Raw genomic sequence first — 13,343 nt, forward strand, 5'->3', positions numbered from 1 at the left:
TCAATAAAAAAGTGTATCTTCGCAGCAGATTTATAGAATCTAAACTGATAATTTATGGGTAGATACATCAACCCCTTTACCGACTGGGGCTTCAAACGTCTCTTCGGTCAAGAGTTCAGCAAGGACTTGCTGATAAATTTTTTGAACGACTTGTTTGAAGGCGAGTTTCAAATCAAGGACGTAACATTCAAGGATAAGGAACAGCTTGGAGATACTAATGATCTCCGTGGCTGCATCTTTGATATCTATTGTGTTACCGACGATGATAAGCATTTCATCGTCGAGATGCAGAACAGATGGGTACCTTTCTTTGTGAACCGTTCCATCTATTATGCTAGTAAGGCTTTTGTTGCCCAGCGCAAGAAGTTTGATGAAGCTGGTATCCGCACTGCTGTTTTATACCAGTTTGTGCCGGTTTATGTGGTTTGCATCATGAATTTTATGCCAAGGGAGCATGAGGTGACAAAGTTTAGGACAGACGTGGCTTTAAGAGAGAAGTCTAGCGACTCCATATTTTCTGATAAGCTTCGTTTCATCTATCTTTCTCTTCCCTTCTTTGACAAGAGTGAGGAAGAATGCGAGACAGGTTTTGAAAAATGGATTTATGTATTGAAGTATATGGAAGTATTGGAAAGATTGCCTTTTACGGCGCAGAAGAAGATATTCGATCATCTTGCTAAATTGGCAGATATTCGTTGCTTGAGTAGTGAGGAGCAGGAAAAATACGATGAAAGTATTAAGGCTGTTGACGATTACTACTCCGGTCTTTATGGCTCTTATGTTGAAGGCGAGGAAAAGGGTAGAGCGGAAGGTGAACTGTCTAAAGGTTTGGAAGTAGCCCGCAACTTGTTGGCAATGGGTATTTCTTGGTCTCAAATCATGCAGGCAACAGGATTGACAGAAGAACAATTAAAGCAACTTCAGTCGTAGTGTTAGATTTCTGCCTGGTGCTTTGCTGGATTTAAATCCGGCAAAGCACCAGGCAGAAATCTCCTTCAGCTCTATACACATTATATAATAAATAGGTAAATAAGTAATGCCCACAGAAATCAAAACTACATTTTTCCTAAAAAAGCTGGATTTTAGCCTTATAAAACATGGATTTTACCCCATAAACTACCCCTTTTAGTAAAGGCGATTTTCATGGCAAATCGTAAAGAACTTTTAATGGATTGAAAAAACTTAATAACCGATAATGACCTTGATTTTAATAACCTTATCCCCTAAATAGGCTGGCTCAATTGTTAACAGAAAATCACATTATTCAAGCAAAAATGGCAAGAAAGGCTGGATTGGTTTTTCGATGAAATGGGAGGAGAAAAATGCTCTTAAGAGCAAGAAAAAGTGGCTCCGATGGCACTTTTCACCTCCTCAGAAGGCAAATATAAGAGAGGGAAAAGGTAGGATGAAAGGGGTAAAACGAGGAATTTCTCGATATATTTTGTCAAGATTCTCGTAAAAAGAGCAAGAAAACTGGAGTAGAGAGAAGAGGAATATGTGCTGTTCCTACAATACAAAACATGGTACAAGCCGAAACTACAACATAAGCTAATTTACTGATTATCATTATATTACGACTGTCCACAGTTTCTTTCCGAATAACTTTCAGAAGCCTAATCCGGTCATTTTCGGTCACGGTCATTTTCGGTCATTTTCGTTTTCGGGGGCGCAAATCTCCCCTATAGTATTATATAAATATTATTTATATATACTATAGACCCAAATGACCGAATCATTTTTGAAAATGACCGAAAATGACCGTGACCGAAAATGACCGCTTTTTCAAATATCAAAAAACGATTCAAAAGGCGACTTTTGCAATCAGATGCAAAAACCGAAAACACTTATACCTCTACACATCAATTACTTACGAACTATTTCTCAACATTCTACGGGAAAATGCTTGCTTTCTGCTTCGATTTTTTGTATCTTTGCACCGGCAATCGAAAGAACAGTCTTCTTGTGCCAAAAGTCGGTCATCTATGAAGACCGAGGCTGGTCTTAATAGATGGCAGGCGCCGATCATCAATGAAGACCACAAAATGGGCAGGAAACGGCTTTCTGGGGAATTGTGATTCAAGAAACTCTTAAACGCAGACTGAGCATGACAAACAAAACTTAACTTCTTCGAGGGTGGCGATATGTTAACATAAAAATAACATGCACTTAACCCAACAAGCCAGGATTTTATTATATCTTTGCATAAACAAACAAAACTACAGCTTTATGGAAAAAGAAAAACTTTCAGCAATCCTGTCAAAGGGAAGAAACGGAACCAAGGGATGGTTTCTGTATCGTGCATGGCCTGGCACCAGAAGTGCCATCTACGTCTATCTGATGTCCATGCTTGCAGCCTTTCCGGTTGGCATTGCAGCAGCTTTTAGCTGCGAATTTATCGAATTTCTGACGAAGACAACCATCAATAGTGCATGGATCCCGGCAATTTATATGCTGGCAGCAGAGCTATATATGATTCATAAATGCCGAAAGAAATTCCATCTGCGTGTTCGCCTGGAAAAGATTCAGCAGATGCCTAAGACCATCATCTTCTTGCTGGTTTTCTTGGTGGGACTGTTCCAGGCCATTCCTATGAGTGTTTTAGAAAGATTCATGGATTTGCCTGATTACATGGAGCAGGATTTTGTTAACCTGGCACATAATCCGATTGGAATTCTGGTGCTCTGCATCATTGCTCCTATAGCCGAAGAATACCTCTTCCGCGGATTGATGATGCGAAAGATGCTGAGATGGAACATCAGTCCCTGGTATGCTATCATCGGCTCAAGCATCATGTTCGGGCTCATCCATCTCAACCCGGCACAGATTCCTGGACCCATCATTCTGGGAATCGTCATGGCGTGGATGTGTTACCGAACCAGGAGTTTGATTCCGGGCATCATCATCCACATCACCAACAATACGCTCTGCCTGATTCCTGAAGAATGCTACGATACTTACATCGCCAGCACTCCGATGATGGAAGCAAGCCTCAACCTGATAAGCATCGCAATCGTCATTCTGTCGATTTGGCTCTTCAACAAGAAGACTGCTGCTGCATCGTAAAGAGACTTCATAAAAGGAAGTCTTCATAAGAAAGGCTTCCTTATCAAATTCCTCTCCATAAGGGGAGAGTTATTCCTCCCCCTCTACCTTGCAGCTGTCGAATCCCATCTCCTTGGCTTTATCAGGACCAAAGGTGAAGTAGATAGCTTCGCCCTCATCACAAACCTCGCCTTGGGAGTTTTCGAGAGTCAGGTGGATGGTGACGATGTTGCGGCGCTGACTGGCGATGTGACCACGCACCGTAATCTGAGAATCAGTGGTCATCACAGGCTTCTTGTACTTCACGTTGAGCTGCATCGTCACACCCGTGGTCTGCAGTTTGCGGTTGATAACCCAGCCTGCCACTTCATCCATCAGCATACTGATGATTCCGCCATGCAGGGTATTGATCCAGCCCTGGTAATTCTCGCCGGGATTCCAGATGGTAAGCACATCCTCACCCTCTTCCCAAAACTCAAGATGCAAACCTACAGGATTGTTGGGGGCACAGCAAACGCAGTTGTAACCCTCCTTGTTCAAATATGGATTTAATATCTTCTTCATTTTCTAATTGATTAAACTGATTTCTAACTGATTAAACTTTTTAAAACAAGGCAAAGGTACGAATAATATCTGACAAGGCAAAGTTTTTTTAAGATATTACGGTTAATTTTCCATAATAAAAAGTGAAGAAGCGTGGGAATCTTTAAAATTGATGTACTTTTGCAAGCTACAAAAAGACGATTATAAGTATGATTAAGATTTTAGTGATAGAAGACGAAAAGCGAGTGGCTGATTTATTGAAAATCGGTCTGGAAGAGAACGGCTATCAGGTTCTGGTGGCTTACGATGGTGAGATGGGATGGAGACTGTTTCAATCGAATGATTTCCAACTGATTATCTCAGACATCATCCTGCCGAAGCTCAATGGTTTCGAACTCTGCCAGAAAATCAGAAAGGCGGATGAAGAAATCCCTATTCTGATGCTCACGGCTCTGGGAACCGCCGATGATAAGCTGGAAGGCTTTGATGTGGGAGCCGATGACTACATGGTGAAGCCATTCGATTTCAGAGAACTGCTGGCGAGAGTGAGAGTGCTGCTGAAAAGAAGAGCCGTGGCTAAGGTTGATGTGGTGAAGGAGATTTCATACGCGGATCTGTACATCAATCTGGAACGACAGGAAGTGACCCGAAACGGCGAACCCATCAAGCTTTCGCCTAAGGAATACAACCTGCTGGTTTATCTGGTGGAGAATGCCGAAAGGGTGGTGAGCCGAGTGGAAATCGCCGAAAAGGTCTGGAACACCCATTTTGATACGGGAACCAATTTCATCGATGTCTATATTAACTATCTAAGAAAGAAAATGGATAAGAACTTCGAGGTAAAACTGATTCATACCAAACCGGGAGTAGGCTTTATCTTAACGGATAAAATGTAATGCCCCCAACAGATAAGCCGAACAAGAAATTCATTAAAATCAGATAGAAATCATGAAAATCAGAACAGCCCTTACACTTAAATACACCTGCATTACGGCAACCATATTTCTGCTTTGCATGGTGCTCATTTACCTGGTCAGCGAACATACCCGCGACCAGACTTTCTTCAGAAACCTGAAAAGCGAAGGAATCACCAAGGCCAATCTCTTCCTGGCCGGACAGGTAGATGCCAAGACCATGCAGTCGGTTTATCTGAACAATAGGAAGTTTATCAACGAGGTAGAGGTTGCCGTCTATACCACCGATTTCCACATGCTCTACCACGATGCCATCCACAACGACATCGTGAAGGAAACCGAAGGGATGATCAAGGAAATCATTCAGAAAAAAGAGATTGAATTCCACATCGGAAAATACCAGGGCATCGGAATGGTTTTCCAATACAAGGGAAAGGATTATATTGTTACAGCTGCCGCTTATGACGGCTACGGCTACGACAACCTTGTGGGACTGCAGGAAACCCTCATCTGCCTCTTCATCATCGGATTGTCGCTGCTCTTTATCGCCGGCTATGTTCTGGCAAAACTCTCCCTCAAACCGATAAGAAACATCGTGAATGAGGCTGAAACTATTACAGCCTCCCACATCGACCGCCGCATCCCCGTGAAGAACGAAAAAGATGAGTTGGGCGAACTGACCATCGCTTTCAATGAACTGCTCAAGCGACTGGAGATTTCATTCAATTCACAGAAGCAGTTTGTGAGCAACGTGTCTCACGAACTGCGTACTCCTCTGGCTGCCCTAACAGCCGAAATCGATGTTTCGCTGCAGAAAGAGCGAACCAACGAGCAGTACCAGCTCGCCATGCAGAATATGCAGCAGGACGCCAAGCGAATGACCCGACTGATAGATGGTTTGCTGAACCTGGCAAAGGCGGATTACGGCAAGGAAGAAATCAGCATGCGAGAGGTTCGCCTGGATGAACTTTTATTAGATGCAAGAGAACTCATCCTGCGGGCACATCCGGAATACAGCATCGACCTACTCTTCTGCAACGAGGAAGAAGACGATGACAGTCTGATTACCGTCCTCGGCAATCCTTATCTGCTGAACATTGCCTTCTCCAATCTGATAGAGAACAACTGCAAGTATTCGGAGAATCATTCTTCCATCGTCCAGATTTCCTTCAGAGATAAATGGAGCATCGTCCGCATGGCAGACACCGGTTTTGGAATGTCGGCAAAGGATAAAGAGAATCTCTTCACCTTATTTTATAGAGGAGGCGGAGATGAGAAAAAGAAAGTAGAAGGCTACGGCATCGGGATGACACTGGCCCATAAGATTATCCATCTGCATGATGGCAACATCGCCGTGCATTCGGAGCAGGGCAAGGGAACCCTCTTCATTGTGGAGATTCCACATATCTAGCATAATCCTCACAATATACATCTCACTATTAATAAACGACTTACTGATTCTCTAATAGTTTTCTAATACCGTTCTAATTCTTTTCTAACGGCTTCTTCCACATAGTTTGCTTACCTTTGCAACCGCAAAACAATAATTCACATCAAGTAAAAGTAAAGCAATTATGTGGAAGAAGAAAAAGAACATCAGAAAAATGGCTTTCAATACCGAGACGGTATTGATGGCTGCCAAGGCACCACTCAACACGGTGCTTACTTACTTCCAGACTACCTCATTGGGACTCACCGATGAAGAAGTAGAGAAGAGACAGGGACTCTATGGCAAGAACGAGATTGTACACGAGCAGAAGAAAAAGCCGCTCGTAATGCTTGCCAAGGCTTTTATCAATCCTTTCGTAGGAGTGCTCACCGTACTGGTAGCCATCTCTTACGTGATGGATGTGTGGATGGCAGATCCTGGCGACCAGGACTGGACTTCCATCATCGTAGTCTCGACCATGATTATTCTGAGCACCATCCTCCGCTTTGTGCAGGAATGGAAAGCCAACCGCTCCAGCGAAGCTCTACAGAAGATGGTGACCAACACCTGCTATGTAATGCGTCTCGGCACAAGCACCCGTGGCGGTTCGCCAGGCGATGAAATCAGCAACGAGGAACTGGTACCTGGCGACCTCATCATGCTCTCTGCCGGCGACATGATTCCTGCCGATGTCCGCATCATCGAATCCAAGGATTTGTTCGTCAGCCAATCCAGTTTGACAGGCGAATCAGATTCCATCGAAAAATTCCCGAATCTTTCGGAAGCCCGCAACCATACGGGCAGCATCGTTGACCTCGACAACATCTGCTTTATGGGATCCAACGTGGTGAGCGGATCGGCAAAAGGCATTGTCTTCGCCACCGGCAGCCACACCTATCTGGGAACCATTGCCAAGAACGTGGCGGGCCATCGTGCCGCTACGGCTTTCGACAAGGGAATCACCAAGGTGAGTCTGCTGCTCATCCGCTTCATGCTCATAATGGTTCCTATAGTATTCCTGGTCAACGGAATTACGAAGGGCGACTGGTTGGAGGCTTTCATCTTCGCCATCTCCGTGGCCGTGGGACTTACCCCCGAGATGCTGCCGATGATTGTAACCGCCAACCTTTCGAAAGGAGCGATGGTAATGTCGCGCAAGAAGACCATCGTAAAGGATTTGAACGCCATTCAAAATTTCGGTGCCATGAACATTCTCTGTACCGACAAGACGGGCACCCTGACGCAGGACCACATCGTATTGGAGCGCCACGTGAACGTGGATGGAACCGAGGATAAGGAAAACCGCATTCTGCGCCACGCTTATTTCAACAGTTATTTCCAGACGGGACTTAAGAACCTGATGGATCGCGCCATCCTCTCGCACGTCAAGGAACTGGGACTGGAATCGCTGAGCAGCTCATATAAAAAGGTGGATGAGATTCCGTTCGATTTCACCAGAAGACGTATGTCGGTGGTGGTAGAAGACAGAAATGGCAAGCGACAGATTATCACCAAGGGAGCCGTAGAAGAAATGCTGACGGTTTGCAGCTTTGCGGAATTCGGCGGAAAGGTTCAGCCTTTATCAGACAGCATGCGAAGCAAGGCACAGAGATTCGTGAAGGAGATGAATGCACAAGGTATGAGAGTGCTGGCCCTGGCGCAGAAGAGTTTCCTGAGTAAGGAAAACAACTTTGCCATCGAAGATGAAAAGGAGATGGTTCTCATTGGCTATCTTGCCTTTCTCGATCCTCCAAAGGAATCAGCTTCCCAGGCCATCAAGCAGTTGCACGAGCACGGCGTGGAAGTAAAAGTACTTTCGGGAGACAACGAGGCGGTGGTAAAGGCGATTTCCCGACAGGTAGGAATCAATACTTCTGATTCCGTTACGGGGCCGGAACTCGAAAACATGAGTCAGGAGGCGAAACAGAAAGCGGTGGTAAAATGCAGCATCTTCTCGAAGCTTACACCGATGCAGAAGTCGGAAATCATCCAGCTCCTGCAGAAGAAGAACAACACCGTGGGCTTCCTGGGCGACGGAATCAATGACGCAGCAGCCTTGCGAGAATCAGATATCGGAATCTCGGTAGATTCAGCTGTAGATATTGCCAAGGAGAGTGCCGACATCATCCTGCTGGAGAAAGACCTGATGGTTTTGGAGAACGGCGTACTGGAAGGCAGAAAGACCTTCGGAAACATCGTGAAATACGTGAAGATGACGGCTAGTTCCAACTTCGGAAACATGTTCAGCGTACTGGCAGCGAGTTCCTTCCTGCCTTTCCTGCCGATGCTTCCGATTCATCTGCTCATTCAGAATCTGCTTTATGATATTTCGCAGACCACCATTCCTTTCGACCGAATGGACAGGGAATACCTCGCCAAACCATGCGTGTGGGACTCGGGCGACCTGAGCAGATTCATGATTTGGATTGGACCTATCAGTTCGATATTCGATATTGCCACCTACATGGTGATGTGGTGGGTGTTCAAGTGCCAGGGGCCGGACATGGAATCCCTCTTCCAGTCGGGTTGGTTTATCGAGGGCTTGCTTTCCCAGACCCTCATCGTTCACATGATCCGTACCCGCAAGGTTCCGTTCATCCAGAGTTCTGCCTCATGGCCTGTGATGCTGATGACCTTCTCCATCATAGCTGTCGGCATCTGCATTCCGTTCAGTTCATTCGGCAGTTCGATAGGCTTAAGTCCTCTTCCATGGACTTACTTTCCATGGCTGGCAGGCATTCTGCTGTCTTACTGCGTATTGACACAATGGCTTAAAACTCTTTACATCCGAGCTTTCAAACGCTGGCTATAATACAAAAAATGTTTATTGTTAGTTCCGTCTAATTACCTATAAATAGGGATTAGGCGGAACCACAACTATTTAGAATAAACAAAAATACCTAGAAATGGGGATAAAGATAGCCACTCTGCTATTTAGAAGAAATAAAAATACCGATTATTAAGTATTGCAGGATTTTCAAATACCCAGTACCTTTGCTGCATGAATTAGCGAGATGCTCGCAGGCGGCGAGTAAGTGAACAAGAAATGATACAAAACATGAAGATTATACAAAAACATAAAGAAATGAAGAGAATTATTTTTATTATTTTAGGCAGCATCAATATTTGCCTTGCTTATGCACAGAGCTTTAACGGACAATATATTTCTGAATGGCAATGGGACATGAACAAGAATACCAATCTGATCAATCAGCTGAGATTGGAACTGAGTGTTCCGATAGGAAAAGGAAAGGATTCGTTCGAGGCGGCTACACTGCATGTGGCAAAGACCAACGATGGCATTATTGATGACTGGCAGGAATTTTCGAACATAGATGCAGACAACAACTTCGCCATGCTTGCCGTGCTGGGCTACATGCACGAGTGGAATTCGGGCCATCTGTTTGTGGGTGTGAGAAACGTGAACGAGGATTTCTTCACCTCTGATGTTACGGCACTTTTCCAGAACAGTTCTGAGGGAATCTTCCCAACCGTTGCATCCAGCTATCCGATAGCCAACTATCCGTATTCAGGCTTGACCCTTTACTTTGATGTAACCAAGGGAGGATGGACTTTCAGAAACAGTCTGTATAATGGTGCGGGATATAATGGCTGGAAAGCCCACGACAATCCTTTCCTGGTTCGCCCGAAGAAGGATGGAATCTTCAACATGTCGCAGTTGGAGTATGAACATAAAGGTGGAAAGTATTTTGCGGGTGCTGCCGTCCATACCCGTCAATATCCAATCAACGAGGATGGCGAAATGGTTTCTGCCGATGATTCCAAGGGCAAAACAACCTGTGGCTGGTGGATTTACGGAGAGCAGAGCGTTTGGAAGGCTGGCGACAGGAACATTTCGTGCATGGTACAGTATTCCGAGAACACCAGTCATCAGAATGCCTGCTACCGATACGCTGAACTGGGCGGTGCCTATCAGGATGAGAAGAACGAGTGTGGCCTGTCAGGCCAGTACGCCCGTTTCCAGCAGGGTTCAGAATATTCGCTGGAAGTAACGTGGAAAAGACAGCTGACGGAATCCATTTCCCTTCAGCCATCGTTCCAGTACATCAAAAACGACAATGGAGATTTCACGGCTCTCAGTGCCCGACTCTATGTCAGTTTCTAGAATAAACGAAAAAGATGACTCGCCAAGACGTCTAGTCATCTTTTTCGTTTTTGCTTTTTTATTCAAATTCGGTACTGAAACCGGAATCTGGAATGGTTGGAGAATCGATGATGAATGATGCGGAAGAATGGGTGGTGAGAAACGGACCTTTATAGGTGGTCCTCTTTCCCTTCACCATGTGGACGTTTTCAAACGACAGGTTTTTCACCACTTTATCTTCAGTATCAATAGACTGGGTAGTCAGCTGAATATCCGTAACATCATCCTTGCCCAGAAAGAAATAGATGCTGAAAAAGAATCTTTTTCCCGTGAGCTGATCGCCCGAGATATCGTATATCCTAGTCAGGGTGGTCTTCTGGAGACAATGGCCCGTAGATGGATTGAAGACATTACCGCAGTTGCCGGTAATCGTATATTTGAACGACTTCATGTAGTCCGGGCAAGGTTCCTGACGGCAGTTGAGCTGCAATACGGTTACTCCACGTTTCAGGATGCAGTCGTAGTTCTGGCTTTCTTCTCTATCTTTTACAGCAATATCCTGATAGGTATAAAACATATCTGTGACCACATTTTTCGGAAAGACGACCTCAGTCTTTGATTTGATGCTGACCTTGTTGTCTTTTGAAGGGGTATCGGTGGCAGCGGCGATAGCCACCATCTTGTAATTACCTCTAGGCACATACAGTTTCACCTGTCCGAAATTCTTGTCGGTAGAGAATTGGGTTACCAAATACATCGTATCTCTATCTTCCGGAAACAGGGCTATCTCCAACTCAGTAATCTGCTTGCACTCACTCAAGTTCTTCTTCCCATCAGTGTCTGCACGGGTAATCCAAGGAGATGCTGCCTGAGCTACGTCAGCAGTACCTGCTCTGGATTCAATTTCTGAGATTGATTTCTCGAAGAAGTTGAAGCTAACTTCCAGTTTGTCACTTCGTGATGAAGAATCCATCACGCCATCCTCTTTACTACAACTTACTACAAGTAAGGCTGCAATAATAAGCCATAGGCTTTTAGTGAAATATTTCTTCATAGGTTTTAAATTTGAAGAAATACGCCAGAATATCTGGTATTGTCTGCTATTACCCATCTAGTTGATACAGCTAGCTGTTTTTCTGTGATAGTATTGATGCGAAATTACTAAAATTTTGAATACGCTGTACTCCTCGCCCCCTATTTTTTAACTATCTTAACGAAGTTTTCACCTGATTAAACAAATAGGGGGCTTTTATGGGCACTTATAGATTACTCCTGCTCCACCTTCATTCCCGTAATCCGGCTCTTGAAATCGCCAGCCTTCTGGAGTGGGAACACCAGCGTGCGCTGATAGTGCATCTTGGCAGAAGGATTATACACGATAGGCTGAGTGGCAGTAGCATCACTCTTCTGGAATGTAGCCAGGTCTTTCGGCAGCATCGCATAAAGAGTAACCGGACCCAGCTCCTCGCGCAATTTGCCATCCACATAAAGACAGGTCTTCCTGTTGTCGCCCGTAATCGCCAGAGTTACCTTCTTGCCCTTCTCTACCCTGTAGTTGAACTTGTTGAGATAACCCTCGTGGGCAAAACCAAGCTGACCGCTTTCAGGGTCGGCAAGATAGAAGGTGGCGTTATCTGATGAGAACAACACCGTACCCTTCGGCTCATCGGCTCCCTCGATGGTGAACTCCACCCGATAGCCATAGCCCACTTCCTTCTCACCCGTGGTCTGACCAGGGTTCAATGTCTCTATTCTTAGCTGCTTACCCTTCTGCCAGCGTGCTGCCTCGTTTACCGCAGGAGCCTCGCTGAGCGCAAGACGAAGACGATTGAAATCTTCAAAGGAGAAAGATGTTGCAGCACCCGTCCAACATTTTGCCGACAGCGTCTGCAGGGCAGGGAACAATCGGTCGTGAATATCCTTCACCGTAATGCCGTTGCCCGCATGGTCGTTCCATACGGCAAACATACCGCCGAGAATGGCTGGGTCGTTCTCCTCGAACTTCTCGTTGCCAATCTGTGCCGGAGTCCATGAATCATAAAGATACTGGCAATTCAGGTAATCGTAATAATAGCCCGCTGCCGGAACGATGTAAACCAATCCGTCAGGAATGCTCACCAGTTTGTAGCCCTGGCGCTTCATCTCCTTCGGGTCAGCATAACCATTGTACCAGCAATGCATCATCACGTTCTCCGACTTCACCTTGGTATCGCCCTTGGCATGAGTAAGCGCACCCCAAACGGCAGCCTGCTTGCCAAACGACTCCACATATTTAATATAATGGTCGGTGAAGTAGCGGAATTTCTCCACCACCTCCTTCTTGGCGTTGGAATACTCATCGGTTCCGATGTGCACTACCTTACCACGGAACACGGGGTTCTTGCCCTCCAGATACTCCTTGAAGAGCCCATCCACAAACTTGTAGGTCTCGGGATTGAAGAGGTCGAGATGATCCATGCCATATTCCTTGGAACCGATTTCCGGCTTGTAATGGGTGAAGGCGAGCGAATGGGCAGGCACATCTATCTCGGGGATGATGTTGACGCCATACTGCTCTGCCAGCTTCTGGAGTTCGATAAACTCAGCCTTGGAATAGCTGCCATCCTTTGCCGTGAGTCCAGGATAGGTGTCGCATTCCAGTCGGAAGGCTGCCGGGGTCTTCGCCCAGTCGTTACCGAAATACTGTCGGAATCCGTTATCATTCAGATGAATCTGCAGGGTATTCATCTTGTAATAAGACATCATCTTGACGAGCGAACGCAGATAAGACATCGGGATGAACTTTCTTCCGCAATCCATCATGAAGCCTCGCAGCCCGTAGGCAGGCTTATCCTGAGTAGAGCCTTTAGGCAGCACGAAACCAGCCGATCGCTGCTGCTCAGAAAGCTGCAGCACGGTGCGGGTACCCCATACCAGTCCTTCTACCGAAGAAGCCGTGATGGTAGTTACGTCGCCGATGGTGAGGCGATAGCCTTCCTTGCCGAGCAGTCGGGCTGATTTCTTATCAGACTGGAGCACCAGCACGATGTCGCCGGCAGAGGGCTTTCCCGTCTTAGGCGTGAGCGGTTTTCCTACCAGGTCATGATAATCGGCAGCAAAGAGTTTCGCCACCTCCTGGACGTTCTTTCCTCCCTTCACCACGTATTTGCCCGATGGGGTAAACATTCCCTCTGCCCCGCTCCATTGCTTGAGTTCAGGGATTACAAAAGGTTTTTCGTTGACTGTTGCCCAGCCACACGAAAGCACCAAGGTGCAGCAAGCCGTCAGCAAGAGACGTTTGAAATCATTTAGGTTTTTCTTCATATTTTAC

The 13,343-nt window shown here is 45.9% G+C and carries 9 protein-coding genes; 6 read left to right on the forward strand and 3 right to left on the reverse strand.

Annotation, left to right across the window (positions count from 1 at the left end):
- Window positions 1-54 precede the first annotated feature (54 nt).
- Both DXD25_RS05330 and DXD25_RS05340 read left to right on the forward strand, forming a co-directional pair.
- Window positions 55-930: an Rpn family recombination-promoting nuclease/putative transposase gene (locus DXD25_RS05330; RefSeq protein WP_117662112.1), complete on the forward strand. Its 876-nt coding sequence runs from the start codon at window positions 55-57 to the stop codon at window positions 928-930.
- Between the two features lie 1,296 nt (window positions 931-2,226).
- Window positions 2,227-3,063 (forward strand): CPBP family intramembrane glutamic endopeptidase, encoded by an 837-nt coding sequence (locus DXD25_RS05340; protein ID WP_158556297.1) that lies wholly within the window; start codon window positions 2,227-2,229, stop codon window positions 3,061-3,063.
- A gap of 69 nt (window positions 3,064-3,132) precedes the next feature.
- On the opposite strand, the gene DXD25_RS05345 is transcribed toward DXD25_RS05340, so the two are convergent.
- On the reverse strand, window positions 3,133-3,606 hold the full coding sequence (locus DXD25_RS05345) for a PaaI family thioesterase (protein WP_117662115.1): 474 nt from the start codon (window positions 3,604-3,606) through the stop codon (window positions 3,133-3,135).
- Window positions 3,607-3,794: 188 nt separating this feature from the next.
- Here DXD25_RS05345 and DXD25_RS05350 point away from each other — a divergent pair, with 188 nt between their 5' ends.
- From DXD25_RS05350 to DXD25_RS05365, 4 genes are all read left to right on the forward strand, one after another.
- Window positions 3,795-4,481, forward strand: coding sequence for a response regulator transcription factor (locus DXD25_RS05350; protein WP_117662116.1), 687 nt, complete (start codon window positions 3,795-3,797; stop codon window positions 4,479-4,481).
- A gap of 52 nt (window positions 4,482-4,533) precedes the next feature.
- Window positions 4,534-5,910: an ATP-binding protein gene (locus DXD25_RS05355; protein WP_117662117.1), complete on the forward strand. Its 1,377-nt coding sequence runs from the start codon at window positions 4,534-4,536 to the stop codon at window positions 5,908-5,910.
- 160 nt (window positions 5,911-6,070) lie between these two features.
- Window positions 6,071-8,740 carry a magnesium-translocating P-type ATPase gene (gene mgtA, locus DXD25_RS05360; RefSeq protein ID WP_187360438.1) on the forward strand — a complete coding sequence of 890 codons (2,670 nt, stop codon included), beginning with the start codon at window positions 6,071-6,073 and terminating at the stop codon, window positions 8,738-8,740.
- A gap of 273 nt (window positions 8,741-9,013) precedes the next feature.
- The gene (locus DXD25_RS05365) at window positions 9,014-10,054 is read left to right on the forward strand and encodes a carbohydrate porin (RefSeq protein WP_117662119.1); all 1,041 of its coding nucleotides are present in this window, start codon (window positions 9,014-9,016) and stop codon (window positions 10,052-10,054) included.
- Window positions 10,055-10,112: 58 nt separating this feature from the next.
- Here DXD25_RS05365 and DXD25_RS05370 read toward each other — a convergent pair whose 3' ends face one another.
- Entirely contained in the window at window positions 10,113-11,087 is a 975-nt protein-coding gene (locus tag DXD25_RS05370) for a FimB/Mfa2 family fimbrial subunit (protein ID WP_158556298.1), read from the reverse strand.
- 212 nt (window positions 11,088-11,299) lie between these two features.
- On the reverse strand, window positions 11,300-13,336 hold the full coding sequence (locus DXD25_RS05375; RefSeq protein ID WP_117662121.1) for a family 20 glycosylhydrolase: 2,037 nt from the start codon (window positions 13,334-13,336) through the stop codon (window positions 11,300-11,302).
- Window positions 13,337-13,343: the final 7 nt, after the last annotated feature.

The sequence above is a fragment of the Prevotella sp. TF12-30 genome (assembly GCF_003436715.1).
Classification (GTDB): domain Bacteria; phylum Bacteroidota; class Bacteroidia; order Bacteroidales; family Bacteroidaceae; genus Prevotella; species Prevotella copri_A.

Bases quoted from the DNA above. Each gene is read 5' to 3' on its own strand.
- DXD25_RS05330 (WP_117662112.1), top strand. From the start codon at position 55: ATGGGTAGATACATCAACCCCTTTACCGACTGGGGCTTCAAACGTCTC.
- DXD25_RS05340 (WP_158556297.1), top strand. From the start codon at position 2,227: ATGGAAAAAGAAAAACTTTCAGCAATCCTGTCAAAGGGAAGAAACGGA.
- DXD25_RS05345 (WP_117662115.1), bottom strand. From the start codon at position 3,606: ATGAAGAAGATATTAAATCCATATTTGAACAAGGAGGGTTACAACTGC.
- DXD25_RS05350 (WP_117662116.1), top strand. From the start codon at position 3,795: ATGATTAAGATTTTAGTGATAGAAGACGAAAAGCGAGTGGCTGATTTA.
- DXD25_RS05355 (WP_117662117.1), top strand. From the start codon at position 4,534: ATGAAAATCAGAACAGCCCTTACACTTAAATACACCTGCATTACGGCA.
- DXD25_RS05365 (WP_117662119.1), top strand. From the start codon at position 9,014: ATGAAGAGAATTATTTTTATTATTTTAGGCAGCATCAATATTTGCCTT.
- DXD25_RS05370 (WP_158556298.1), bottom strand. From the start codon at position 11,087: ATGAAGAAATATTTCACTAAAAGCCTATGGCTTATTATTGCAGCCTTA.
- DXD25_RS05375 (WP_117662121.1), bottom strand. From the start codon at position 13,336: ATGAAGAAAAACCTAAATGATTTCAAACGTCTCTTGCTGACGGCTTGC.